Origin of the sequence: Microbacterium murale, from assembly GCF_014635185.1 — a bacterium.
In the GTDB taxonomy this organism is placed as follows: domain Bacteria; phylum Actinomycetota; class Actinomycetes; order Actinomycetales; family Microbacteriaceae; genus Microbacterium; species Microbacterium murale.
In genome coordinates this window covers 236,369-262,010 of record NZ_BMCM01000005.1, presented here as the reverse complement: position 1 = coordinate 262,010, position 25,642 = coordinate 236,369, and the positions used below count along the sequence as shown (strand labels likewise).

Sequence of the window (25,642 nt, the reverse complement as noted above, 5' to 3'; positions counted from 1 at the left end):
CTGAAAATAGCAGACGCAGTCGTTGGGCCGCTGAGACGCGGACTCAGCGGAAGTCGCGGGATCGATGTTCGATACCGGTGCGCAGATCCTGGAATCCATCTGCCAGCACGTTGATGACGCCCTCGGGGGAGCGCTCCAGCATTCCCCGTACGATCAGCGCCGGTGAGTCCCTGGCGACCCGTCGATAGCGGTTCCAGACTCCGGTCGAGCAGACCACGTTGACGAGACCGTGCTCGTCCTCGAGGTTGAGGAACGTGACCCCTGCTGCCGTCGCCGGACGCTGCCGGTGGGTGACGAGACCGGCGACCTCGATGCGCCGGCCGACCTCGTGTTCGCGCAGCTGCGCGGCGGTGAGCACTCCCCGCTCGCCCAGAGCGGAGCGGAAATGCGCCATCGGGTGGTCGTCCGTGGAGACGCCGGTGGCGGAGAGATCGGCGGACAGCTGCTCGTAGCTCGTCTGGTCGGTGAACAGCGGGGGCTGCACGGACACGGTCGTGCCAGGCAGGAAGCGGGCGCGATCCTCGGCGGCGGCACCTGCGAGCCAGATCGCCTCGCGTCGTTTCAGCCCGAGGCACTCGAAGGCGCCCGCCGTGGCCAGTGCCTCCAGCTGAGCGGATGTGGCATCCGTGCGCCGCACCAGATCGTGCAGATCGCGATAGTGACCGTTCGCATCGCGTTCGGCGACGATGCGCTCGGCCATCGGCTTGCCGATCCCGCGCACCTCACTCAGTCCCAGACGCACGGCGAAGGCGCCGTCACGACGGTGCGCTTCCGACTCATCCGGTGCGTCCCTGTCGAAACGAGGCGCAGCCGGCTGCTCGTACGTGCGGCAGGAGTCCAGGCCGGTCGGCGCGGGGGAATCCGTCAGGAGCTCCAGGGAGTCGGTGGCAGCCGAAGCGTGCAGGTCCGGCCGGCGCACCTCCACGCCGTGCCGTCTGGCATCGGCGGTGAGTGTCGACGCCGAGTAGAAGCCCATCGGCTGCGAGCGCAGGAGTCCGGCGAGGAAGGCGGCGGGGTAGTGCAGCTTCAGCCAGGAACTGGCGTAGACGAGCAGCGCGAACGACAGTGAGTGCGACTCGGCGAAGCCGAAGTTCGAGAACGCCTGGATCTGCTCGTAGATGCGATCGGACTGCTCGTCGGAAAGACCGTGCCGCGTCATGCCGGCGTACAGCTTGTCGCGGATGCTGTCGATCCGCTCCAGGCCGCGCTTGGATCCCATGGCACGCCGGAGGGTGTCGGCCTCGTCGGCCGTGCAGTCGCCGATCGTCGTGGCCATCTGGATGAGCTGCTCCTGGAAGATGGGGATGCCCAGGGTGCGCTCCAGTGCCGGCTTCAGGACACGATGCGGGTAGGGGATCTCCATCGGGGGCGTCGGAGCCTCGCCGCGGGCTGCTCGCTGACGATTCTCCTCATCGATGCGGTCCTTCTCCATCTTGCGCCGGACGAACGGGTGCACGGCACCGCCCTGGATGGGGCCGGGGCGGATGAGGGCGATCTGGATGGCGAGATCGTAGAAGCAGCGGGGCTGCAGCCGGGGGAGCAGCCCGATCTGCGCACGCGATTCCACCTGGAACACCCCGATCGAATCGGCACGGCAAAGCATGTCGTAGACCGCCGGCTCCTCCTTGGGGATGGTCTCCAGCGTCCAGCTCTCCCCGGTGGCGGCGGCGATGAGCTCGAAGCAGTTCTGCAGGGCTGCGAGCATGCCCAGCCCCAGCAGATCGAACTTCACCAGCCCCATCCAGGCGGCGTCGTCCTTGTCCCACTGGATGACCGTGCGATTCTCCATCCGAGCGTGCTCGACGGGTACGACCTCTCCTACCGGACGTGCGGTGAGCACCATTCCGCCGGAGTGGATGCCGAGATGCCGCGGTGCCTTCAGCACCTCGCCGGCGTACTCCAGCACCGTCTCGGGGATGTCATGGCCGTCCACCGGCATGAGATCGGCGCCCCAGCCGTCGACCTGACGCGACCAGGCATCCTGCTGGCCGGGGGAGTAGCCGAGCGCCCGCGCCATGTCGCGCACGGCGTTCTTCGGACGGTACTGGATGACGTTCGCCACCTGCGCCGCGCGTTCGCGCCCGTACTGCTCGTAGACCCACTGGATGATCTCCTCGCGCCGCCCGGAGTCGAAGTCCACATCGATGTCGGGCTCTTCCGTGCGGGTGCTGGCGAGGAAACGCTCGAACGGCAGTCCGTAGAGGATCGGGTCGACGGCGGTGATGCCCAGCAGATAGCAGACGGCGCTCGCCGCCGCAGAGCCGCGACCCTGGCACAGGATGCCGCGGTGCTTCGCTTCGGTGACGATGCTGTGCACGATCAGGAAGTAGCCGGGGAAGTCCTTCTCCTCGATCACGTTCAGTTCGCGCTCGATCCTGGCTCGCCCGTCGTCGTCGAGGCGGGGATACCTGGCGGGTACGGCATCCCACACCAGCCGGCGCAGCCAGCTCATCGGGGTGTGGCCTTCAGGCACCTTTTGCCTCGGCAGATCAGGGCGGGCGCGGCGCAGCGGGAAGGCGGACTCCTCGGCGATGAGGAGTCCGTGTGAGATCGCGCCAGGGTAGCGCTGGAACCGTGCGGTCATCTCCGCGCCGCTGCGCAGATGCGCTGCGCCGTGAGAGGGCAGCCAGCCGTCCAGGTCGTCCATGCTGCGCACCGCCCGCACCGCGGCCATGGCCTCGGCGAGCCCCGCGCGCTCGGGGCTCGCGTAGTGCACGTTGTTCGTCGCCACCACGGGGAGGCGATGGGTGGCGGCGAGATCGGCGAGGGCGTCGTTGCGGCGCGAGTCCTGCGGATCGCCGTGGTCGAAGAGCTCGACGGCGATGCTGTCCCCGCCGAACAGGTCGACGAGGCGGCGCAGCGGCGTCGCGGCATCGCCGGCCGCGAGCCCCTGGCGCACGCCGCCCTTGCGGCATCCGGTGAGGATCGTCCAGTTCCCGTCCGCGCTCGCCGCCAGGTCATCGAGGTCGTAGACCGGGCGCCCCTTCTCGCCGCCGCGCAGCTGCGCCCTCGTGATCGCTCCGGAGAGACGGTGATATCCCTCGAGCCCGCGCGCCAGGACGAGCAGATGCTCGCCCATCGGGTCGGGAACGCCGCCCTGCGGAGCGGGGAGTCCGAGCGACAGCTCGGCGCCGAAGACGGTCTGCAGCTGGTTCTGCGCTCCGCGCTGCCCTTCGGCCTGCGCCCTGGTATTCATCAGATCAGCGACCTCGGCGAACCTGGCGGCGCCGTAGAAGCCGTCGTGGTCGGTGATCGCGAGAGCCGTGAGTCCGAGCCGCGTCGCCTCGGCGAGCAGATCCTCGGCGGATGAGGCACCGTCGAGGAACGAATACGACGTGTGGGCGTGCAGCTCGGCGTAGGGGACAGCGTCTTCGGGCGGCTCTACCGTCGGCGGAGGTGACGTGACCCGTCGACGGCTGATCGGCCCCGGATCCGGCCGTGGTCGAGGGTCGGCCGGCTCAGACGGCGCGCGCCCGCTGAGGGTCTGCTCGAGCTCCTTCCACGTCAGCGGAGGGTTGTGCCAGCCCATCAGCGGTACCGTCCTTCGACCCACCAGGAGTCGTCTTCCCAGAGCACCAGCCAGGCGCGCTGCGACTCGTCGACGATCTGAAGGCGCTGCGCGAGGCGGGCTTGATCCTTGTCCCAGGTGCGCTCGCGCAGCGGCCATGGGCCCGCCCAGCTCGATACCGCCGTCTCTTCGATCCATGCGGGGGCGGCGGAGAGCGTGCCACGCTCGTCCACCCGCGGCGGCGTGCCGTCTGCCGCGGTCACCCGTGCCGGCAACGGCGGGTTGAACACCTCGGACGGATACGGCGGAGGCAGGCTGCCCGGCCAGGGCAGGGCGGCATCGCGCTCCGGCGGCACCTTGTCGCCCCACGGCTGGAGCAGCTGCCGATCGGACAGGCGACGCCCGCCGACGACGACGGGGGTGACCACGCCGCGATGTCCCAGCATCGCCTGTACGCGAGAGACGGCGTGGTGCAGCCGCTGCTGCGGCCCCTGCCCGAAGAGGCCGGGCTGGTGATGGGCGCTGTCATCGACCCTGGTCGGCACGATCCGCACCTCGGCGATGCCGGCCGGTGCGCGATCGGATTTTGCAGGGTCGGATCCTGCAGAGTCGGATTTCGCTGGGGTGGAGAGCGACTCCAGCTGCCATCGCACCCGATCGACCAGATCGCTCGCCTCGAAGGACGTGGGATGCAGCCACATCCGTGACGAGATCGCTCCGTCATCATCGGTCAGGTCGATCCGCACCTCGGTGCACACCTGCGAGAGCTCGGCGAGAGCTGCGGTGACGGCATCCGCCGTCTGCCGCACTGCGAACGCCACCTGATCTGCCTGCTCGAGGGGCGTCTCGAAGACGACCTCTCGGGCGAGTTCGGGCTCGGGATGCTGCGGCACCAGTGGCCTGGAATCGGCACCGGAAGCCAGGGCGTGCAGCCGTGCTCCGCGTTCGCCCAGCCGGTCACGGATGTCGTTCTCGGCAAGGGCGGCGAACTCCGCAAGGGTGCGGATGCCCAACCGTTCGAGCAGCGCTGTGATCTCTTCGTCTCCCAGCGCCTGCACGGGGAGAGGGGCGAGGAACTCCTGCGAGCCGCCTGGCGCGACGATGAGGGCCGGTGCCGCCAGGCGTGCAGCCTGCTCGGCGGTGAAGAGCCCGTCTGCGATGGCTGCACGGGTGCCTGGGTGGTCATGCTCGGCGAGGGCTTCGATGAGGCGCAGAGCCGCCTGCTCCTCTCCGCCGTAGTAACGGGCCGCTCCACGGGCACGCAGCGCGGCAAGGCCAGGGCGCAGCGGCTGGACGCCGGGCACCAGCTCTTCCAGCAGCCGCAGCACGGGCAGGAAGGCCCGCTCATCGCGACGGGGGTCGGCGGGGATGAGACGCAGCGCAGGGGAGCGGGTCTGCGCGAGTCGGCGACGCTGGCCGCGCCGCACACCCTGCGCCCTGGCTGATGCCGAGCACGCGATCACGATGTTCGCCTGCACGACGGCGACCGGCTCGTCTGCGGGCGGTGCTCCGAGCGCCGCGCGCACCGGCCAGTCCGGCAGCCACAGCACGAGATGACGAGGGGGCATGCTCATCCGGCCACCGCCCACCGGTCGGATTCGGCATTGACCGTCTGAGGGGCGGGCATCGGCAGCGGCGCCACCGGACGCAGGGGTGCCGGCGCGGCATCCACACGGCCGAGGGAAGTGGGCATCCGCACCCGCACCCGACTCGGAGCCTCATGCCGCCGCCCCGATGCACGCAGAGTCACGGTGCGATCGGCGAGGAGCCCCCAGCCGGCCCCCAGGCCGTGCCACTCGGTCTCCTCCACGCGGATCGTCGCCTCGCTCTGTGGCCAGGGCGCCGTGACCAGCAGTGTGCAGCCGCGATCACGCAGGCGCGCGTTCAGCCGGGCGATGTCGGCATCGGCGACCCTGCTGCGCGGATGCACCGCGATGAGAGGGATCACCTCGGAGAGCGCAGTGGCGACCGTGAGCCAACGCGGACCGGGATCCGGCACGAGGACGAGACGCTCCAGCTCGACGCCGAAGCCGGCCATCGCCTCGACGCCGATCGTGGGCATGCCGATGATCGCGCACCACGACCCCTTCTGCGAAGGAGCGGCGAGCAGAGCACCCAGAAGACTCGGCGAAGGGGAGAGGGAGTAGGAGGAGCCGACCCGCAGGCCAGGATCGGGCAGGAGACCCTCCAGGGCAGGATCGAGGGGGAGGAAGGGCACATCGCTGCGCCGCCGCTGCATGCGGGCGATCTCGCCGCGCAGGCGGTGCACCTCCTGCGCGCGGGAGGCCGTGCTCTCGCGAGAGTCGTCGCCCTCGCGGGGGAGAGCGGAGGGGGCGAAGAGTGCTGTGCCCATGCATCCATCCTCGAACTTATATACGAATAAAGCAAGTGAGGCTCTCATGCTAATTCGCACATCCGACAATCGACTAAGGGATAGCGTTGACGCATGCAGATCGAGTTCGAGAGTCCGGTCACGCGCTGGGACAAGCGCACGGAGGCGTGGTACTTCGCGACCCTGCCCGAGGAGCTCTCGCTGGAGCTTCGTGAACTGCCCGCGCCGAAGCGAGGCTTCGGTTCGCTTCGCGTGCAGGCCAGGATCGGCGCCTCCATCTGGCGGACCTCGATCTTCTTCAGCGACAACGCCTTCGTGCTGCCGCTGAAGAAGGCGATCCGCGATGCGCAGGGCATCGAAGAGGGCGACATGCTCACCGTCGATCTCGACATCATCGATCTCTGAAGCGTCACACCGCACTGCAGGGACGCGGGTTATCCACAGGCCCCACCCACGGCATCCACCGTTCTCGTAGCCTTCGAGCATGCCTTCCGCAGTGACGCCGTACGACGTGGTCGTCGTACTCGTGCACATCGGGCTGGTCGGCATCGGTATCTGGCTGCTCGTGATCGACGTGCGCACACACCGGCTGCCCAACCGGATCGTGCTGCCGACGCTCGCAGCGCTGCTGGCGCTGGTGGGGATCGACGTCCTCGTGACGGGCCGCAGCGGCCCGCTGATCGGTGCGGTGATCGGCATGCTGGTGCTGGGCGGCATATACGCCGTGCTGCGCGCCACGAGCAGAGGCGGCATCGGCGGAGGAGACGTGAAGCTCGCCGCCGTGATCGGCCTGGTGCTGGGCTGGCACGGGTGGCAGGCGCTCGCCGTCGGCGCGGCATCCGCCTTCGTTCTCGGTGCGCTCTACGCCCTCGCCCTCATGGCGCTGCGCCGGGCGAACCGCTCCACTCGCATCGCTTTCGGCCCCTGGATGATCGTCGGCGCGGTGCTCGGTGTCGTCGTGGCTTGAGCACCAGGTCGTGCACTCAGGACTATGGTGAGCACATGGCAATCGCACGACTTCACGACGGCCCGCTCGACGGGCAGATCCTTCCTCTCGAAGACATCGAGCAGGACAGACTGATCGCACCGTACGGCGCGACCCAGGTCATCTACCGGCGAGGCGCCGCAGCCGCCAACACCGGCGCGAGCGACGGGCCGACAGAGGTGGGATTCTGGTTCGTCGAGTCCAGCGACGACATCACGCCCAGTGACGACTGAAAGCAGTGACGACTGAGCCCTCTCGCACAGTCGAGGTCGAGCGCAAGTACGACGTCGACACCGCGACGCCCCTGCCGGCCTGGGATGCTGTCCCCGGTGTGGACGCCGTGACCTCCGGCGAGCATCGAGCCCTCGATGCCCGCTACTTCGACACGGTGGACGCCGCCCTGTCGCGCTCCGGAGTGGCGCTGCGCCGCCGCACCGGTGGGCCGGACGAGGGCTGGCACATCAAGGGTCCGCGCGAGGGCGACGGACGTCTCGAACTCGGCTGGCCGCTGGGCGAGTCCGATAGCGTGCCGGATGCCGTGACCACCGCGGTCTCGCGATGGACGACCGGCCAGCTCACCCCGCTCGCTCGCATCCGCAACGACCGCACGGCGTATCTGCTGACGGGACCGGCCGGCGTCGTCGCGGAGTTCGTCGACGATCACGTACGCGCCACGGATCTCCGTTCGGGAATCGAGCGCGAATGGCGCGAATGGGAGATGGAACTCGGCCCTGCCGCACCCGCGGACGCCGCAGGACGTGAGGCGTTCTTCACCGCGGTCGAGGCCGCCGTCTTCGCCGCCGGCGGCAGGCACGCGGCATCCGGATCCAAGCTCGCTCGCGCACTCGGCGTCTGAGAGCAACCCCCTTCCCTGAGAAGGCCGTGTCGTGCTTGAGTGACACATATGACGCCATCTGCTCTGCTGCGCTCCATCCAGACGATCGTGCCGGAGACGGTGCTGGAGCAGGAGCAGGTGCGAGACGTCTTCGCCGCGCAGCCGGAGCTCAGCCGCCTCGCCAAGCGCATCGTCTCGGCATCGTTCAACGGATCCGGTATCGACACCCGGCATACCGTGTTGGAGGAGCTGTCCTTCACCGCTGACATCGCCGAGCCGCAGTTCTTCGACCGAGACACCGGCCTCCTGCTTGAGCCGGGCACGAAGGCGCGCAACGAGGTGTACATCCGCGAGGCGGGGCGGCTGTTCGTCGAGGCGGCCAGACGCACGCTCGATGCCGACCCCGACATCACCGCCGCCGATGTCACCCACGTCATCACCGTCTCGTGCACGGGGTTCTATGCACCCGGTCCCGACTACGAGATCGTCCGTGCGCTCGGACTGCGAGACGGCGTGCGCCGTCAGCATTTCGGCTTCATGGGCTGCTACGCCTCGATGCCCGCGCTGCGAGCGGCGAGCGAGTTCTGCGCGGGAGATCCGGATGCCGTGGTGCTGGTGGTCAGCGTCGAACTCTGCACGCTGCACCTGCGCTCCACCGATGACCCGGACATGATCGTCGCGACCTCGCTGTTCGCGGACGGCGCGGCGGCCGGACTCGTCACGTCTCGGACCTTCGACTCCGCGGTGGCTGGTCTCGCGCTCGATCGATTCCACACGGGCATCATCCCGGAGGGCAAAGAGGACATGGCGTGGACGATCGGCGACCACGGATTCGAGATGGTCCTGTCGACGGCTGTCCCGCAGCTCATCGGCGATCACATCCACGATGCACTCAGGCCGCTGTACGCGCCGGAGGGGCCGTTGGCCGAGGCATTCGAGAACGACTCGATCGGCGAGCGCATCGCGCACTGGGCGATCCATCCCGGCGGACGCAGCATCGTGGATCGGGTGCAGGAGAAGCTTCTCCTCTCAGATGCGCAGATGGTGCCGGCCAGAGAAGTGCTGCGGGAGTACGGCAACATGTCCAGCGCGACGGTGCTGTTCGTCATGCGTCGGATCCTGGACGAGGGGGCGCAGAACGGGGAACGTGTCGCGGCGATGGCATTCGGGCCGGGGCTCACGGCCGAATGCGCGCTGATGACCGTCGTCGCACCGGGGAGTCATGAGAGCTGATCTCTCGGCGCGTGCTGTCGATGCCCGTGAGCTGATGGACGATCCGGATGCGGACCTTCGGATGCTCGAGCGCACCTACGAGCGCTTCCCACTGATCAATGCGGTCGTGTCGCGGTGGAGAGCCGTGTACCGACAGGACATCCGTCCCCTGGCGCGAAAGCGGCCGATCCGGATCCTCGACGTCGGCGCCGGGGGCGGGGATGTGTCGCGGGCGCTCGCCGACTGGTCGCGCAGAGACGGGCTGGCGGTCGAGGTCACGGCGCTGGATGCCGACGCGCGAGCCATCGGGTGGGCACGCGGCCGCGGCGGCGGAGTGCAGTACCGGTGCGCGTACACGAGTGAGCTCGTGGATGCCGGCGAGACCTTCGACATCGTGATCTCCAACCACCTGCTGCACCATCTGAGCGGCGAGGAGTTGTCTGCGGTGCTGCGGGACTCCGTCGCACTCACCTCGGCCGGCGGTCTCGTCATGCATCGCGACATCGCACGCAGCCGGTTCGCATACCTGGGCTTCGCGGTCGGCACGCTGCCGTTCGCGAGGAATCTGCTCGCCGGCTCCTTCATCCGCGCGGACGGGCTCACCAGCATCCGGCGCGCCTACACGCCCGCCGAGCTCTCCGCCGTCGTCCCCAGCGGATGGCGGGTGCGGACCGCTCTTCCCGCGCGGATCGAGCTGCGGTACGAGGTGGCAGATGCCGGATCATGACGTCGCGATCGTGGGCGGGGGCCCCGTCGGCCTGCTGCTGGCGTGCCTGCTGGCGCAGGACGGGATCGATGTCGCCGTGTACGAGCGACGGGAGGCAGGAGATGACCGCTCCCGGGCGATCGGCATCCATCCACCGGGCCGAGCGGCCCTCGACGCGGTGGGTGTGGGTGAGGACGCCAGACGTCAGGCGCTGGCGCTGGACGGGGGCGACGTTCTCTGCGGCGGTCGAGTGCTCGCCTCGGTCTCGTTCACGACGCGCCAGCAGGTGCTGATCCTTCCGCAGCACCGCACGCATGCGCTGCTCGTCAAACGGCTCGCGGAGTTGCGAACGGATGCTGTGCACCTCGGCCACGTCGTACGCGATGTCCTCGATGAGGGGGACGTGGTGCGCCTGGATGTCGAAGCCGGTGGGGTGGTCCGTGAGGTCACCGCGTCCATCGTCGTCGCGGCGGATGGAGTGCGCAGCGCGATCCGTCGCCGCCTGGGCATCCGTTGGCGTGAACGGTCAGGAAGCGGGTCGTACTCGATGACGGATATTGCCGATGAGGAGCCGAGCACGAGAGTGCACCTGTACTGCGAGCCGGGCGGAATCGTGGAGTCCTTCCCGCTGCCGGAGGGGAGGAGGCGGTGGGTCGTGGCGGATCCGCAGGACCGACTGCACGATGGAGCCGCCTTCGCGCAGGCGATCGAGGAGCGCACCGGCATCCGACTCGATCAGACGACGGAGATCGTGCCCACGGCGTTTCGAGCGCAGCAGCATAGGGCGATGCACGCGGCCGTGGGCCGCGTGGTGCTCGTCGGCGATGCCCTGCATGAGACCAGTCCGATCGGAGGGCAGGGCATGAACCTCGGCTGGAACGGTGCACGACAACTCGCCGCAGCCATCGAGATGTCGCTGCGCGGGGCGGCCCCCGACTTCAGCGCATACGAACGACGCGTGCTGCGTTCCGCCGCGCGGGCTCAGCGACGTTCATCGTTCTACATGACGATGGGGCGCCCCGCGCATGGCGTCGGTCTGGGGGTTCGCAACACGGTGATCAGGGCGCTCGGCTTGCCGCCGCTGCGCAGCGGCGCGGCTGATCTGATCACGATGCGCGGCCTATGAGCGGCCGTCGCCTCGTGATCCACCGGTCGCAGTGGCACCACGGCTGATCAGTTCGATTGCGGCGGCCGAGAATCCTGCTCGCCGCGCTGCGGCCAGCGTGCCATCGCCCGCTCAGCCATCGCGGTGATTGTCAAGGAGGGATTCACACCGGGATTGGCCGGCACGGCGGCGCCGTCGACGACGTGCAGCCCCGGGTATCCCCAGATGCGGTGGTACGGGTCGACGACGCCCCGCTCTGGGGAGGCGGAGACGATCGCGCCGCCGAGGAAGTGCGCAGTCAGCGGGATGCCGAACACCTCCGGCCATGAGCCGCGGGCTTCGGTGCGCACGCCGCCCTCATCCTCGAGCCGTGCCGCGATCGCACGAGCGGCGCGGTGGGCCCCTGGCAGGTAGGACGGGTTCGGCTCTCCCTCGCCCTGTGCGCTCGTCAGGCGATATCGGCCGAAGCGCCGCTTCACCGAGAGCGTGAGCGAGTTGTCTGCGGTCTGCATGACGAGCGCGATGATGCCCCGCTCGCTCCAGCGTCGCAGCGAGCCGAGTCGGAGGGTGGTGAGGGGAGCCCGGAGCAGCTGCACGATGAGCGCCCCGATCCGCGAGACGAGGGGACGACCACCGTCGACGAGTCCGGTGGCCAGCATCCCCATCAGGTTCGAACCGGGGCCGTAGCGCACGTTCTCGACGTGAGTGCGCTCGTCGACGTGGAACGAGGTCGTGATCGCGACACCGTGAGCGAGGCCGACCTTCTCTGGGACGGCGACCGAGATGGCGCCGTCCAGCGCTTCGGAGTTCGTCCGCGTGAGGTGACCGAGGGACTCGGACAGTCGGGGGAGCGAGCCGGTCGCCTTCATCCGATGCAGAAGGGACTGCGTGCCCCAGGTGCCGCCGGCGAACACGACCTGCTCGGCGGTCACTGTTCTCGGACGCCGGATCCACGATCCGCTGCGCACCGTCGTCACGGCGTAGCCGCCGCCGTCGAGGGGCTTCACATCGACGACCGTGCGCAGCGGCTCGATCACGACGCCGCGCTTCTCGGCGAGCGCGAGATAGTTCTTCGCGAGCGTGTTCTTCGCGCCCACCCGGCAGCCCACCATGCAGTTGCCGCAGAGCGTGCAGCCGGTGCGGGCCGGCCCATCGCCGGAGAAGAAAGGGTCGGGAGCGGTCACGCCCGGCTTGCCGAAGTACACGCCGACCGGCGCGTGCCGGAACGTATCGCCCACACCTAGATCCTCGGCCGCCCCGGCCATGATCCGCTCGACCGGTCCCGTGTGCGGGTAGCGCTCGACGACGCCCAGCATCCGCCGAGCCGTCGCATAGTGCGGATCGAGTTCCTGCTCCCAATCGAACCCGCCGGGCCAGTGCCCATCGACGAAGAACTCCTCGCCAGGCCGGTAGAGCGTGTTGGCGTAGTTGAGCGATCCGCCGCCGACGCCCGCCCCGGCGAGGATCACGACGTGCGGCAGCTTGTGGATGCGCTGCACGCCGAAGCATCCGAGCGCGGGAGCCCACAGATAGCGCCTGACGTCCCACGACGTCTTCGCGAAGTCGTCGTCGGCGAAGCGGCGCCCCGCTTCGTACACGTGCACCCGATACCCCTTCTCGACCGAGCGCAGGGCCGCCACCGAACCCCCGAAACCGGAGCCGATGACTACCACGTCGTGATCGAACCGTCCGTTCATCGATGCGCCCTTCTCATATCGAAGTCCGCATGATCGCCGTCGATCGAGGGCAGCAGGATCTGCAGAGCTCCTGGAAGCGTACGGATGCGTACGCTCTCTGAGCCGACGCGCTCGCCGTCGGCATACACGACGAGTCCGGGTGCGGCCACTTCGATTTCGGTGGCACGCAGCGTCGTCACCTCTGGCAGCTGCACGTGCGTGCCGCGCAGCAGCCGCGGGAGGAGACGGATCAGCTTCGCCCTGCCCACTGGCGCGATGTGGACGACATCGAACACGCCGTCGTGCGGGTCTGCCTGCGGACAGACGGGCATCCCGCCACCGTAACTGCGGGTGTTGCCGACGGCGATCAGCGTGCCGTGCGAGAGCGGGCTCTCGATGCCGTCGGCGCGCAGAGTGAACGTCATGGGTTTCAGGCGGATCAGCTCGATGATCATCGCCAGGTAGTAGCGGGCACGCCCGCGCGGCCAGCGGAGCGTGTTGGTGCGTTCGCTGACCTTGGCGTCGAAGCCGAGGGCGGCGACGGTGAGGAACAGCGCGGTGCCGTCCGGGCAGACCGCCTCTCCGACGTCGAGGGCTCTGGGCACTCCATGCGCGGCGGCTGAGACTGCTGCGGCTGCGGACTCGGCCGATCCGAAGGGGATGCCGAGTGCGCGCGCGAGGTCATTGCCTGTGCCGGCCGGCACCAGCACGATGGGGATCCCGGAGCCGACGAGCACATCGAGCACGATCGCGAGTGTGCCGTCGCCGCCGACGATGACGAGAACGTCCGGCCGCGCTGCGACCGCCTCGATCGCGAACTGTCGAGTCTCGGCGATCGACGAACCGGTACGCACCGACAGATTGAGATCGAAGCCCCTTAGTCGGGCGATCGCGGCATCGCGGGCCTTGGCGCCCTTTCCGCGTCCCGCTTCGGGGTTGGCGAGAACGAAGACGTGCCGCACGTCAGCTCCTCTCGGCGGAAGCCGATGCAGGCAGCAGTGCGCCGGGGTTCATGATCCCTGACGGGTCGAGCTGGTCCTTCACCGCGCGCAGGATGCGGATGCCGCCCTCGCCGACCTCACGTGCGAACCACGGCGCGTGATCCCGCCCGACGCCATGATGGTGGCTGATCGTGCCGCCGTTGGCGAGGATCGCGTCGTTCACGCCCGCCTTGATCAGGCTCCATTCTTCGAGTACGTCGCCGCGCAGGTTGCCGATGATCGTGAAGTACAGCGCGGCGCCCGTGGGATAGATGTGGGAGATGTGGCACAGGATCAGTGACTTCGAGTTCTGCTCGGCGAAGCCGGAGCGGATGGCGTCGGTGACGGCGGTCTTCAGCCGGGGGAGATCGGCCCAGGTCGTCGCGGTCTCCAGCGTCTCGCAGAAGGCGCCATGATCGAGCAGCGCGTCGCGCAGGTAGGGGGCGCCGAACCGCCCTCGAGCCCATTCCTCGGCGGGCGCCGGACCGGTCGAGCGTCCGCCGGCCGCGGCGAGCACCCGTGCGGTGAGCTCCTGTCGCTCGGCGACGACCGCAGCATCGCCCTCGAACACGGTGATCGCGCTGCATCCCTTCGCCAGCGCCTTGCCCACGCGTCCGTGCTGCGCGAGCCCGATACCCGTCTCGGCCTCATCCGAGAGTCGGATGACGGTCGGCCCTGTGCCGAGTTGCGCGACGCGGCGGAGCGCATCGGCACCGGTCTCGAAATCGGGGAACGTCCACCCTTCGTATCGACGCGCTTCGGGCAGCGGATGCACGCGCACGCTCAACTCGGTGATGACGCCGAGCGTGCCCTCCGCTCCGAGGAAGAGGCGCATCAGATCGGGGCCGGCCGCGGATCCGGGCGCTCCGCCGAGTACGACCTCGCCGGTTGGCGTCGCGACGCGCAGCGCCGTGACCATCGCGTCGAAGCGACCGTTGCCGGCGGAGTTCTGGCCGGAGGAGCGGGCCGAGGCGAAGCCGCCGAGGGTCGCGTAGAGGAAGCTCTGCGGGAAATGTCCGAGTTCGAACCCGTGTGCCGTGAGCAGACGCTCGGCCTCCGGCCCCGTGGTCCCCGCGAGGAAGCGGGCTTCGCCACTGACCTCGTCGAAGTGCAGCAGGCCGCTCAGGCGCCGCACGTCCAGGGATATGACAGTCCGGTGCGCACCGCGTTGCGGCGCGAGAGCGCCGACGACGCTCGTCCCGCCGCCGAAGGGGATGACGGCGATGTCGTGCTCTGACGCGAAACCGAGCACCCGGACGACCTCATCGTGATCGCGTGGCGAGACGACTGCGTCGGGGGCGGCCTGATGAGCAGCACGAAGGCGCAGGAGGTCGGGCGTGGACCGGCCCCCTGAATGCCGGATGCGGCTCCCGTCATCCGTGCGGACGGCATCCGCACCGACGATCGCGACGAGGTCCGCGCGATCCTCCTCGGTGAGCGAGGACGCTGCCGCGATCACGTCGGAGAGCGCCACGGGCGGTTCCGGGCGGCGGATGCGCCCGAGGATCGTGGGAAGCAGAGCGCGCACGGCCAGGGGAAGGTCCTTTGCCAAGCCAGGGTCGCCCCAGCCGTTCCAGCTCGTCGTCGATGCCGGTGTAGTCTCCGTCGTCATGCGTTACAGTGTGACACATCATGGAAGATCGTCAAGCACTCACGGTGTCATCGAGCGCATCCGCACTCCCCGTCTGGGATGAGGTCGACGCGCGCCTGCTCGACGTCGCATCCGATCTCATCGCGTCGCGCGGAACCGGAGGATTCACGATCGCGGAACTCGCCCGCGACGCGCGAGTGAGCAGGCCGACGATCTACCGCCGCTGGCCGGGGACCGATGAGGTGGTGCGCGCCGCGCTGCTCAGGCAGACGGTGTCGATCATCGCGAGGATGGCGCCCGATGTGCGCACCGGCCACGAGCTCGTCGCAGAAGTGATGCGCTTCTCCGAACTCTTCCGCGACGATCGTGTCTTCGGGCGGCTGCTGGATCGGGAACCGGAGGTGTTCACGCAGTACAGCCTCGAGCGGATCGGCTCGAGTCAGCGTGCCATGCTGCGCTGGCTCGAAGTCGCGATCGCACGCGGACAGGCCGGCGGCACGGTTCGAGAGGGCGCTGCGGGCGACATGTCGGTCATGCTGCTGCTCATCGTGCAGTCCGCGGTCCTCTCCCGCCAGGCTGTCTCCTCGCTGATCGGCGCATCGGAATGGCATCGTGAGCTCACTCGCGCCGTGGAGGGGTACCTGCTGCCATGACGTCCAGATCGAATGCGGCCGCAGCGACCGGCATCAGAGCATCGTCGATGCTCAACGCGGCCAGACGGACGCGTGAGCTGGAGACGCTCGCAGAGGGGCGTGAGGTCGACCTGCTGGTGATCGGCGGTGGCGTGACCGGTGCGGGGGTGGCACTGGATGCCGCGAGCCGCGGACTCTCCGTGGTTCTCGCCGAGGCGCACGATCTCGCCTTCGGGACGAGTCGCTGGAGCTCGAAGCTGGTGCACGGCGGACTGCGATACCTCGCCTCCGGTGATCTGGCGGTCGCCCGCGAGAGCGCGGTCGAGCGCCACCTGCTCATGACGCGCATCGCACCGCATCTCATCCGCCCGCTGCCGCAGCTGCTTCCCTTCGTGGAGGGCGTCTCGTTCACACAGCGCACGATCGGGAGCATCGGCTTCTGGCTCGGCGACGGCCTCCGCCGCATCGCAGGGACGCCCGGTGCCGTTCTGCCTCGTCCGCATCGAGCGTCCGTGGCGGAGGCCGTCGCCATGTTTCCCGCCGTGAGTCGGACGGGCCTGCGCGGCGGGATGGTCAGCACCGACGGTCAGTTGGTCGACGACGCGCGGCTCGTCACGGCGATCGCCCGGACTGCGGCCGCTCACGGTGCGACGATCCTCACCCGCACGCGCGTGAAGGATGTCGGCGCAGACGGTGCGACATTGGAGGACGGGCTCGGCGGCGGCTCGATACGCGTGCGCGCCCGTGCCGTCGTGAACGCCGCTGGTGTGTGGGCCGGTCAGCTCGACCCCGACATCCGCCTCCGACCCAGCAGGGGAACGCACATCGTCCTCGATGCGGCGGCGCTGGGCAATCCCACGGCCGCACTCGCCGTGCCGCACCCCGGATCGATCAGCCGTTACGTGTTCGCGTTGCCCACCCAGCTCGGACGCGTCATCGTCGGCCTCACCGACGTCGATGCCCCCGGTTCGATTCCGGATGTGCCGTCTCCCACCGGTGACGAGATCGACTTCCTGCTGACCACGCTGTCGCGGGCGCTGGAGCGCCCCTTGAGTCGCAGCGACGTCCGCGGCTCCTTCGCCGGGCTGCGCCCACTCGTCGAGTCCGGTTCCGGGGACTCGACCGCCGACATCTCCCGCCGCCATCGCGTCGAGGTGTCATCGAACGGCACCGTCGGCATCCTCGGCGGCAAGCTGACGACGTATCGCGCCATGGCGAAGGATGCCGTCGACCTCGCCTGTCGGCACGCGGGACTCGTCGACCCCGGATGCCGTACCGATCGTCTTCCGCTCGTCGGAGCCGCCGGCTCGCCGGTGCCGATCGCGGATCCCGTCGCCTCGCGCCGTTCATCGGCCACGCTTCGCTCGCGCTATGGCGCGGAGGCGGCAGCAGTTCTCGCAGCCGGTGGCTCCGGCGGCGCCGAACGTGTGGCGGAGGGCATCGACGTCATCCGTGCAGAGGTGATGTTCGCCGTGCGCGCGGAGGGGGCGCTCGATGCGGACGACGTCCTCGACCGCCGCACCCGCATCGGGTTGGTCCCCGAGGACCGGGCAGCCGCGTCCGGAGTCGTCTCGGAAGTCGTCGCGGAGACGCTCGCAGCTCTGCGACCTCAGTAGGGATTTCGACTCGCGCGCCTTCGGCGGGCTCGCTCAATCTTGAGCCGAAGGGGACTCAACGCTGCTTCGCAGCATTGAGTCCCCTCGACTCAGAAGTTGATCATGTGGCCCGCGAGGCCGTGGAAGCCCTCCTGCAGTGCCTCCGACAGCGTCGGGTGCGTGTGCACGTTGCGCGCCAGCTCGAGAGCCGTCAGGTCCCACTTCTGCGCGAGCGTCAGCTCGGGGAGGAGCTCGGAGACGTCGGGCCCGATCATGTGCGCGCCGATGAGCTCGAGGTGCTCGGCATCCGCGATCAGCTTGACGAAACCAACCGGCTCGCCGAGTCCGTGCGCCTTGCCGTTGGCCATGAACGGGAACGTCGAGACCTTGATCTCGCGGCCCTCGTCCTTGGCCTGCTGCTCGGTGAGCCCGAACGAGGCGACCTGCGGCGAGCAGAACGTCGCGCGCGGCATCATGCGGTAATCGCCCAGCGTCTGCGTCTCGGCTCCGCCGATGGTCTCGGCCGCGACGACGCCCTGTGCCTCGGCGACGTGTGCGAGCTGCAGCTTCATGGTGACGTCGCCGATCGCGTAGATGCCGTCGACGTTCGTCTTCATGTGGTCATCGATGTCGATGGCGCCGCGCTCGGTGAGCTTCACACCGGTCTTGTCGAGGCCGAAGCCCTCGACGTTCGGAGCGAAGCCGACCGACATGAGCACCTTGGCGGCTTCGATCGAGGCCTGGTTGCCGTCCTTGCCGGTGTAGGTGACCGTGACGGACGATCCGTTGTCGACGACCTTCTCGACCTTGGTGGAGGTGAGGATGTCGACGCCGTAGTTCTTGTACTGCTTCGTGATCTCCTTCGACACATCGGCATCCTCATTGGGGAGTGCGCGGTCGAGGAACTCGATGATCGTGACCTTGACGCCATAGTTCGTCAGCACGTACGCGAACTCCATGCCGATGGCGCCGGCGCCGACGATGACGATCGACTCGGGAAGTTCGCGGCTGAGGATCTGCTCCTCATAGGTGACGACGTTCTCGCTGAGCTCGACGCCGGGCAGCAGACGGACCTTGGAACCGGTCGCGATGATGACGTTGTCGAAGGTGACCTCTTCGGTGCTGCCGTCGGTCTTGGCCACCGAGATGGCCTTCGGGCCGGTGAAGGTGCCGCGGCCGTCGTACTCGGTCACCTTGTTCTTCTTCATGAGGAAGTGGATGCCCTTGACCCGGCCGTTGGCGACCTCGCGCGAGCGATCGAACGCCTTGCCGAAGTCGATGGTGAACTCACCGGAGATGCCGAAGAACTCGGCCTTGTGGTTCAGCGTGTGGGCGAGCTCCGCGTTCTTCAGGAGAGCCTTGGAGGGGATGCAGCCGACGTTGAGGCAGACACCGCCCCAGTACTTCTCTTCGATGACCGCGGTCTTCAGACCGAGCTGTGCGCTGCGGACTGCGGCGACGTACCCGCCGGGGCCCGCGCCGAGGATGACGACGTCGAAATGTGGCATGCCTAAAGCCTATCCCTCTGCGGACTCATCGGAATCGGAACGAGGGGCCGATCCGCGCCTGCTGCGCACGGCCATGAAAATGATGAACGCGGCGATCAGCAGCACCACAGCACCTCCGATGAGCCAGGGCGCCGAGATCGAGAATCCAGAGGACATGTCCGGATCCTCCGCTGTCGTGGGCGCCGCCGTCGGCTCTGCGGATGATTCATCCGGAGCCGTCGTCGGCTCCGCGCTCGGAATCGTGTCGCCTGCGGTGCCGCTGCTCACGGCGAACCCGAACTCTCCGGAGGTCGGGTGACCGTCGCTGGAGACGACCTTCCAGATCACGTGGTACTGGCCGGCGGCGGCCTCGGATGCGAGTGGCTGGACGACCATCGCACCGTCGAGCTCGGGCTCGCCGTCTGCGACGTTGTTCCCGTCGGCATCCAGCACGACGACTTCTGTCGATCCCTCGCCGCCGATCAACGCGGCGCTGAAGGTCAGGGTGAGCTCGGGCGGGAGCGTGTCGACGGTCGAGTCGGCGGCCGGGTCCGAGTCGACGAGCGCATCGTGGGCCGCTGCAGACTGCGGCCAGGCGAAGAGCAGGACGAAGGCGACGAGAAGCGTCGACGCCAGCGCGAGCGGGGCAGAGGAACGTCGAACTGTGAGGGTGCGCACATTCTCAGCATAGGAAACTTCGTTGTGCGGGCGCTGACTCGTACAGACCCTCCCGGCGGCGGCGTCGGATCAGTTAGTCTGGACAGCGAGGAGGGCCACCGTGACAGATAACGACAGCCGATCGGCAGGCGACGCCGCCATTCACCGCGACGGCGAGCAGAGGCACGACGCCACACAGACATTCGGACACGACTCCGACCTGTCCTTCGTGCCCTTCGGCGCAGAGCTCACCGACGTCGAGCAGGCCGCGATCGCCGCACTTCCCGCCGGGTCAGCGCTGCTGCTGGTCCGCTCGGGTGCGCTGGCAGGGGCGCGCTACCTCCTCGACACCGACGTCACGACGATCGGACGGCATCCGGAGGCCGACATCTTCTTCGACGACGTCACGGTCTCACGTCGTCACGCGGAGATCACTCGATCCGGCAACGACTTCGAGATCATCGATCAGCGCTCCCTCAACGGGACTTACGTCAACGGCGAGCGCGTCGACCGCAGTCCGCTCGCGAACGGCTACGAACTGCGAGTCGGCAAGTTCCGGCTGAACTTCTTCGCCTCGACCGCCGATCTCGCGGCGAACGACTGATGGCGGCACTCCACGCCCGCGATCGCTCTGCGTCCGCGGGTCTTCTGAGTATCGGTCAGGTACTCGCCAGACTCACGCCGGAGTTCCCCGATCTCTCCTCCAGCAAGCTGCGCTTCCTCGAGGTGCAGGGCATCGTCAGCCCGTCGCGCACGGAGTCGGGCTATCGCAAGTTCTCGCAGGCGGACATCGATCGCCTCCGGCTGGGTCTCACGCTGCAGCGCGACCACTACCTGCCCCTGAGCGTCATCCGAGAGCAACTGGATGAGGCAGAGGCCAACGGCGACGTGGCGACGGCGTTCACTCCGCCGCCCTCCATCGCTCCCGCGCCTCGGCGCTACCGACGCGACGAACTGCTCTCGGCGGCGGGCGCAGGGCCTCAGATCCTGAACGACGCCATCAGCACCGGCATCATCGTGGCGGCGGAGAGCTATCCGGAGACGACGGTCACGCTGCTGCGCGGTCTCGTCGCGCTGGATCGCCATGGAATCGAGCCGCGGCACCTGCGCACTCTGCGCCAGAGTGCGGAGCGCGAGGTCTCGCTGATCGAATCGGCGATGTCTGCGCTGCTCCGACGGACGGATGCCACGTCACGTGGCAAAGCGCGTGAGATGGCTCCGGAACTTGCCACGAAGATCGACGAAGTGCGTTCGCTCTTCGTCAAGGAAGCGCTCACCCGAGTGCTTTCGTAACGAACTGGTTGCGACACACCTTCGCCGATGGGCGGATGTCATTGCCGGTGCCGGGGCACTGCTCTAGCGTGGAGACAAATGCTTCAGGGAGGAATTCAAATGAACGCGGATGAGCGTGCAGGCGACCCGCAGTTCGTGACGGAACTCCTCTTCACGGACGGTCTGCCTGCGATGGATGACGAGGTCGGCTACCGCGGTGCGGTCGCCGCTCGTGCAGCCGGCATCACCTATCGTCAACTGGACTACTGGGCACGCACCGAACTCGTCGAGCCCACCGTTCGCGGCGCCAGCGGCTCAGGGTCTCAGCGCATGTACGGCTTCCGCGACATCCTCGTGCTCAAGCTCGTCAAGCGTCTGCTCGACACCGGCATCTCCTTGCAGCAGATCCGCATCGCGGTCGAGCAGCTGCGTGCCGCCGGCATCCGCGATCTCGCCGGAACCACTCTCATGAGCGACGGTGCATCCGTCTACCTGTGCACATCGAACGACGAGGTCATCGACCTCGTCAGCCGCGGACAGGGCGTCTTCGGCATCGCCGTCGGCAAAGTCCTGCGCGAGGTCGAGTCGACGCTCGTCGAGTTCGACCCCACTGCTCCCGACCCCGTCGACGAGCTCGGTGCGCGTCGCACCAAGCGCACCGCCTGATACCTCGCATACGAAGAACGCGCCCGGCGATGCCGGGCGCGTTCTTCGTATGCGGTGTCGTTCGTTCAGGCCTGAGCGCCGGTCTCCGGGACGGGCACGCGGCCGGTGCGGATGATCCGATCCAGCAGCAGGTCGAAGTCGGCGGCGAGCTCCTGAGCGGAGTCTCCCGGCCAGATGTGCAGCGGCTTGGCCGCACCCTGGGCCTGCTGCAGCGATGTGCGCTCGGGCAACTGAGGCGAGAGCACCAGCGGGCCGAACATGTCACGCAGCTCCTTGATGCGGAACTGGTGCTCGATCGACTGAGGGCGCACGCGGTTCACGACGATGCCGAGCGGCTGAAGACGAGGGGAGAGGCCGCGACGGATCTCCTCGATCGCGCGCAGAGCGCGGTCGGCGGCGGCGACCGAGAACAGACCGGGTTCGGTGACGACGATGACACGATCGCTGGCGGCCCAGGCTGTGCGCGTGAGCGCGTTCAGCGACGGCGCGCAGTCCACGAGGACGAGGTCGTAGTCGCTCTCGACGGAGGCAAGCGCCTCTTCGAGCTTCCAGACGTCGCGCACGCTCGGGTGCGGACCGTCGAAGTTGATGGCGGACGGGCTGCCGATGAGCACGTCGATCGTGCCGGGGTGCACCTTCGCCCAGCCGCTGGAGGTGATCGCCTGGCGGACGACCTTCTCCTTGGGGTTCGCCAGGACGTCGGCGATGTTGAGTCGGCCGGCGACCTGGATGTCCATGCCGGTGGACACGTCGGATTGCGGGTCGAGGTCGACGACGAGTGTCCGGACGCCTCGGGCGAAGGCCGCTGAGGCCAGTCCGAGAGTCACGGTCGTCTTGCCGACGCCTCCCTTGAGAGAGCTGACGCTGAGTACGTGCACGGACACCACGTTACCTTCCCCTAGGCTTGGAAGACACTCAGCCCCGCCCCGTGAACGTCGAATACGGCGTACAACGAGCCATCAGAGGTGTGCATGTTCCAGAAGATTCTTGTGGCCAACCGCGGTGAGATCGCGATCCGCGCGTTCAGAGCTGCGTTCGAGGTGGGGGCACGCACCGTCGCGGTGTTCCCGTATGAGGACCGCGGCTCTCAGCACCGGCTCAAGGCTGATGAGGCCTATGAGATCGGCGAGCGCGGCCACCCAGTGCGTGCGTACCTCGACGTCGACGAGATCATCCGTGTCGCACTCGAGTCCGGCGCTGACGCGATCTATCCCGGTTACGGCTTCCTGTCCGAGAATCCTGATCTCGCGGAGCGCGCCGCAGAGAACGGCATCGTCTTCATCGGTCCGCCCTCGAAGGTGCTCGAGATGGCGGGCAACAAGGTCGAGGCGAAGCATCACGCGATCGAGGCCGGTGTTCCGGTCCTGAAGTCCACCGAGGCATCATCCGATGTCGACGAACTCCTCGCCCAGGCCGACGACATCGGCTTCCCGCTCTTCGCCAAAGCCGTCGCCGGCGGCGGCGGCCGCGGTATGCGCCGCGTCGAGACCAAGGGAGACCTCGCCCCGGCGCTCTCCGAGGCGATGCGCGAGGCGGAGAGCGCCTTCGGCGACGCCCGGATGTTCCTCGAGCAGGCCGTCGTGCGACCCCGCCACATCGAGGTCCAGATCCTCGCCGACAAGACCGGCGAGACGGTGCATCTGTTCGAGCGGGACTGCTCCGTGCAGCGCCGTCATCAGAAGGTCGTGGAGATCGCCCCTGCGCCGAACCTGGATGACAGCATCCGCACCGCTCTGCACGGCTACGCGATCGCCTTCGCCCGTTCGATCGGCTACGAGAACGCCGGCACCGTGGAGTTCCTGCTCGAGACTGCGGGGGAGCGCACCGGTGAAGTCGTCTTCATCGAGATGAACCCGCGCATCCAGGTGGAGCACACGGTGACCGAGGAAGTCACCGATGTCGACCTCGTTCAGTCGCAGATGCGCATCGCCGCCGGTGAGACGCTCGCCGAGCTCGGCCTGCAGCAGGGCGACATCCGCCTGCGCGGCGCAGCGCTGCAATGCCGCATCACGACTGAGGATCCCACTCAGGGCTTCCGCCCAGACACGGGCAAGATCACGACCTACCGCTCGCCCGGCGGGGCCGGCATCCGCCTCGATGGCGGCACGGTGCACCAGGGCGCGCAGATCAGCCCCCACTTCGATTCGATGCTCTCCAAGCTCACCTGCCGCGGACGTGACTTCGAAGCCGCTGTCGGTCGCGCGCGCCGCGCGCTGGCGGAGTTCCGCATCCGCGGCGTCTCCACGAACATCCCGTTCCTCCAGGCGCTGCTCGAGGATGAGGACTTCATCGCCGGCGATGTCAGCACGTCGTTCATCGACGAGCGTCCTGAGCTGCTGCGCGGTCGCGCTTCGAAAGACCGCGGCACGAGACTGCTGAACTGGCTCGTCGATGTCACGGTCAACAAGCCGAACGGCGCCCACCCGGGCGTGGCAGACCCCGTGACGAAGCTGCCGAGCATCGACTTGAACGCCGAGCCGGTGCCCGGCTCTCGCCAACGTCTGCTCGAGCTCGGACCGGACGCCTTCGCGAAGAGCCTGCGCGAGCAGAGCGCGCTCGCGATCACCGACACGACGTTCCGCGATGCGCACCAGTCGCTGCTCGCGACCCGCGTGCGCACGCGCGATCTCGTCGCGGCCGCCCCGTATCTTGCGCGGCTCACGCCAGGGCTGCTGTCGGTCGAGGCCTGGGGAGGCGCGACATATGACGTCGCGCTCCGCTTCCTCGGTGAGGACCCGTGGGAGCGACTCGACAAGCTGCGTACGGCTCTGCCGAACATCAACATCCAGATGCTGCTGCGCGGACGCAACACCGTCGGATACACGCCGTACCCGACTGCGGTCACCGAGGCATTCGTCGCCGAGGCCGCAGCCAGCGGTGTCGACATCTTCCGCATCTTCGACGCGCTCAACGACGTCTCCCAGATGCGTCCGGCCATCGATGCCGTGCGCGCCACCGGTACCTCGATCGCCGAGGTCGCGCTCTGCTACACCGGAGATCTGCTGAACCCGGCCGAAGACCTGTACACGCTGGACTACTACCTCGGCCTCGCCGAGCAGATCGTGGATGCCGGGGCGCATGTGCTCGCCATCAAGGACATGGCAGGACTGCTGCGTCCCGCTGCCGCGGCGAAGCTCGTCACGGCGCTGCGCGAGCGGTTCGACCTGCCGGTGCATCTGCATACCCACGACACACCGGGCGGACAGCTCGCCACCCTGCTCGCGGCCAGCAACGCCGGCGTCGACGCGGTCGACGCGGCATCCGCCCCGCTGTCCGGCACGACGAGCCAGCCCTCGCTGTCTTCGCTCGTCGCGGCGCTGGTGCACACCGACCGCGACAGCGGGATCGACCTGGACGCCGTCTCCGATCTCGAGCCCTATTGGGAGGCGGTGCGCAACCAGTACGCGCCGTTCGAGTCGGGGCTGCCCGGCCCCACCGGTCGCGTGTACCACCACGAGATCCCAGGCGGTCAGCTGTCGAACCTGCGCCAGCAGGCCAAGGCGCTGGGCCTCGCCGAGCACTTCGAGCTCATCGAGGACATGTACGCCGCAGCCGACCGCATCCTCGGACGCGTTCCCAAGGTGACGCCCTCGTCGAAGGTCGTCGGCGACCTCGCCCTGCACCTCGCGGCGGTGCGCGCCGATCCGGCGGACTTCGAGGCGAACCCGGAGAAGTACGACATCCCCGACTCGGTGGTCGGATTCATGGCCGGAGAGCTGGGCGAACTGCCAGGCGGATGGCCCGAGCCCTTCCGCACGAAAGTGCTCGCCGGGCGTGAGGTTCGCACTGGTCTCACGGAGATCTCCGCCGACGACGAGAAGGCGCTGGCCGGTACCAGCCAGGAGCGGCGCGATCGGCTGAACATGCTGCTGTTCCCGGCGCCGACCCGTGAGTTCGCGCAGCGTCGCGAGCTGTTCGGAGACCTGTCCGTGCTCGACACCAGCGACTACCTGTACGGGCTCGTGCAGGGCCAGGAGCACCTCGTCGAGATCGACCGCGGCGTGCAGCTGTACGTCGGGCTCGAGGCCATCGGCGAAGCCGACGAGCGGGGCATGCGCACCGTCATGACGACGCTGAACGGACAGCTGCGTCCGGTGTTCGTGCGGGATCGTTCGATCGCGGTCGACGCCCACGAGGTCGAGAAGGCCGATACGTCGAAACCCGGCCAGGTGGCGGCGCCGTTCTCCGGCGTGGTCTCGCTCAAGGTCGAAGTCGGCGCCACCGTGCACGCCGGTGAACCGGTGGCATCCATCGAGGCGATGAAGATGGAGGCGGCCATCACCGCACCCGTGGACGGCGTCATCGATCGGCTCGCGATCGGCGCCACCCAGCAGGTGGATGCCGGTGACCTTTTGGTCGTCATACGTCCTGCCCAGTAATCTTGTGCGAGCGATACGCTCGCA

Annotated in this window: 22 protein-coding genes; 13 read left to right on the top strand and 9 right to left on the bottom strand. The window is 68.4% G+C overall.

Annotated features, from left to right (window positions below):
- Positions 1-43: 43 nt before the first annotated feature.
- Genes IEV67_RS15590 through imuA' form a run of 3 tightly spaced genes read right to left on the bottom strand, consistent with a single transcriptional unit; the run spans position 44 to position 5,861 of the window.
- Positions 44-3,529: an error-prone DNA polymerase gene (locus tag IEV67_RS15590; protein ID WP_188437486.1), complete on the bottom strand. Its 3,486-nt coding sequence runs from the start codon at positions 3,527-3,529 to the stop codon at positions 44-46.
- Complete coding sequence (locus IEV67_RS15585; protein ID WP_188437485.1) at positions 3,529-5,082, bottom strand: DNA polymerase Y family protein; 1,554 nt, start codon at positions 5,080-5,082, stop codon at positions 3,529-3,531. The genes IEV67_RS15590 and IEV67_RS15585 overlap by 1 nt, the downstream gene beginning before the upstream one ends.
- On the bottom strand, positions 5,079-5,861 hold the full coding sequence (imuA', locus tag IEV67_RS15580) for a DnaE2-dependent mutagenesis accessory factor ImuA' (protein ID WP_188437484.1): 783 nt from the start codon (positions 5,859-5,861) through the stop codon (positions 5,079-5,081). The genes IEV67_RS15585 and imuA' overlap by 4 nt, the downstream gene beginning before the upstream one ends.
- A gap of 93 nt (positions 5,862-5,954) precedes the next feature.
- Here imuA' and IEV67_RS15575 point away from each other — a divergent pair, with 93 nt between their 5' ends.
- The 7 genes from IEV67_RS15575 (at position 5,955) to IEV67_RS15545 (ending at position 10,704) form a co-directional block, all read left to right on the top strand.
- The gene (locus IEV67_RS15575) at positions 5,955-6,245 is read left to right on the top strand and encodes a DUF1905 domain-containing protein (protein ID WP_188437483.1); all 291 of its coding nucleotides are present in this window, start codon (positions 5,955-5,957) and stop codon (positions 6,243-6,245) included.
- Between the two features lie 79 nt (positions 6,246-6,324).
- Positions 6,325-6,807 carry a prepilin peptidase gene (locus IEV67_RS15570; protein ID WP_188437482.1) on the top strand — a complete coding sequence of 161 codons (483 nt, stop codon included), beginning with the start codon at positions 6,325-6,327 and terminating at the stop codon, positions 6,805-6,807.
- A 35-nt stretch (positions 6,808-6,842) separates the two neighbouring features.
- The gene (locus tag IEV67_RS15565) at positions 6,843-7,058 is read left to right on the top strand and encodes a response regulator (RefSeq protein ID WP_188437481.1); all 216 of its coding nucleotides are present in this window, start codon (positions 6,843-6,845) and stop codon (positions 7,056-7,058) included.
- A gap of 5 nt (positions 7,059-7,063) precedes the next feature.
- A complete protein-coding gene (locus IEV67_RS15560) occupies positions 7,064-7,681 on the top strand; it encodes a CYTH domain-containing protein (protein ID WP_188437480.1) in 618 nt (205 codons plus the stop codon).
- A 48-nt stretch (positions 7,682-7,729) separates the two neighbouring features.
- On the top strand, positions 7,730-8,893 hold the full coding sequence (locus IEV67_RS15555) for a type III polyketide synthase (protein WP_229703190.1): 1,164 nt from the start codon (positions 7,730-7,732) through the stop codon (positions 8,891-8,893).
- The gene (locus tag IEV67_RS15550; protein ID WP_188437479.1) at positions 8,883-9,599 is read left to right on the top strand and encodes a methyltransferase domain-containing protein; all 717 of its coding nucleotides are present in this window, start codon (positions 8,883-8,885) and stop codon (positions 9,597-9,599) included. Before IEV67_RS15555 ends, IEV67_RS15550 begins: the two co-directional genes overlap by 11 nt.
- Positions 9,586-10,704 carry an FAD-dependent oxidoreductase gene (locus IEV67_RS15545; RefSeq protein WP_188437478.1) on the top strand — a complete coding sequence of 373 codons (1,119 nt, stop codon included), beginning with the start codon at positions 9,586-9,588 and terminating at the stop codon, positions 10,702-10,704. The genes IEV67_RS15550 and IEV67_RS15545 overlap by 14 nt, the downstream gene beginning before the upstream one ends.
- Before the next feature lie 47 nt (positions 10,705-10,751).
- On the opposite strand, the gene IEV67_RS15540 is transcribed toward IEV67_RS15545, so the two are convergent.
- Genes IEV67_RS15540 through IEV67_RS15530 form a run of 3 tightly spaced genes read right to left on the bottom strand, consistent with a single transcriptional unit; the run spans position 10,752 to position 14,951 of the window.
- The gene (locus IEV67_RS15540; protein ID WP_188437477.1) at positions 10,752-12,380 is read right to left on the bottom strand and encodes a GMC oxidoreductase; all 1,629 of its coding nucleotides are present in this window, start codon (positions 12,378-12,380) and stop codon (positions 10,752-10,754) included.
- The gene (locus IEV67_RS15535) at positions 12,377-13,321 is read right to left on the bottom strand and encodes a YegS/Rv2252/BmrU family lipid kinase (RefSeq protein WP_188437476.1); all 945 of its coding nucleotides are present in this window, start codon (positions 13,319-13,321) and stop codon (positions 12,377-12,379) included. Before IEV67_RS15535 ends, IEV67_RS15540 begins: the two co-directional genes overlap by 4 nt.
- Position 13,322: 1 nt before the next feature.
- Positions 13,323-14,951: an FAD-binding oxidoreductase gene (locus tag IEV67_RS15530; protein WP_188437475.1), complete on the bottom strand. Its 1,629-nt coding sequence runs from the start codon at positions 14,949-14,951 to the stop codon at positions 13,323-13,325.
- Between the two features lie 20 nt (positions 14,952-14,971).
- Between IEV67_RS15530 and IEV67_RS15525 the strand changes: the two genes are divergently transcribed.
- Positions 14,972-15,583 (top strand): TetR/AcrR family transcriptional regulator, encoded by a 612-nt coding sequence (locus IEV67_RS15525; RefSeq protein WP_188437474.1) that lies wholly within the window; start codon positions 14,972-14,974, stop codon positions 15,581-15,583.
- Complete coding sequence (locus IEV67_RS15520; protein WP_188437473.1) at positions 15,580-17,178, top strand: glycerol-3-phosphate dehydrogenase/oxidase; 1,599 nt, start codon at positions 15,580-15,582, stop codon at positions 17,176-17,178. The genes IEV67_RS15525 and IEV67_RS15520 overlap by 4 nt, the downstream gene beginning before the upstream one ends.
- Before the next feature lie 89 nt (positions 17,179-17,267).
- On the opposite strand, the gene lpdA is transcribed toward IEV67_RS15520, so the two are convergent.
- Together lpdA and IEV67_RS15510 are read right to left on the bottom strand one after the other, a co-directional pair.
- A complete protein-coding gene (gene lpdA / locus IEV67_RS15515) occupies positions 17,268-18,665 on the bottom strand; it encodes a dihydrolipoyl dehydrogenase (protein ID WP_188437472.1) in 1,398 nt (465 codons plus the stop codon).
- 9 nt (positions 18,666-18,674) lie between these two features.
- Positions 18,675-19,322 (bottom strand): copper resistance CopC family protein, encoded by a 648-nt coding sequence (locus IEV67_RS15510; protein WP_188437471.1) that lies wholly within the window; start codon positions 19,320-19,322, stop codon positions 18,675-18,677.
- A gap of 100 nt (positions 19,323-19,422) precedes the next feature.
- On the opposite strand from IEV67_RS15510, the gene IEV67_RS15505 reads away from it, so the two are divergent.
- From IEV67_RS15505 to IEV67_RS15495, 3 genes are all read left to right on the top strand, one after another.
- On the top strand, positions 19,423-19,905 hold the full coding sequence (locus tag IEV67_RS15505; RefSeq protein ID WP_188437470.1) for an FHA domain-containing protein: 483 nt from the start codon (positions 19,423-19,425) through the stop codon (positions 19,903-19,905).
- On the top strand, positions 19,905-20,594 hold the full coding sequence (ftsR, locus tag IEV67_RS15500) for a transcriptional regulator FtsR (protein ID WP_188437469.1): 690 nt from the start codon (positions 19,905-19,907) through the stop codon (positions 20,592-20,594). The genes IEV67_RS15505 and ftsR overlap by 1 nt, the downstream gene beginning before the upstream one ends.
- 99 nt (positions 20,595-20,693) lie before the next feature.
- Positions 20,694-21,239 (top strand): MerR family transcriptional regulator, encoded by a 546-nt coding sequence (locus IEV67_RS15495; RefSeq protein WP_188437468.1) that lies wholly within the window; start codon positions 20,694-20,696, stop codon positions 21,237-21,239.
- Positions 21,240-21,304: 65 nt separating this feature from the next.
- Here the strand turns inward: IEV67_RS15495 and IEV67_RS15490 are convergent, their stop codons facing one another.
- A complete protein-coding gene (locus tag IEV67_RS15490; RefSeq protein WP_188437467.1) occupies positions 21,305-22,117 on the bottom strand; it encodes a ParA family protein in 813 nt (270 codons plus the stop codon).
- Positions 22,118-22,210: 93 nt separating this feature from the next.
- Here IEV67_RS15490 and IEV67_RS15485 point away from each other — a divergent pair, with 93 nt between their 5' ends.
- Positions 22,211-25,618 (top strand): pyruvate carboxylase, encoded by a 3,408-nt coding sequence (locus tag IEV67_RS15485; protein WP_188437466.1) that lies wholly within the window; start codon positions 22,211-22,213, stop codon positions 25,616-25,618.
- Positions 25,619-25,642: the final 24 nt, after the last annotated feature.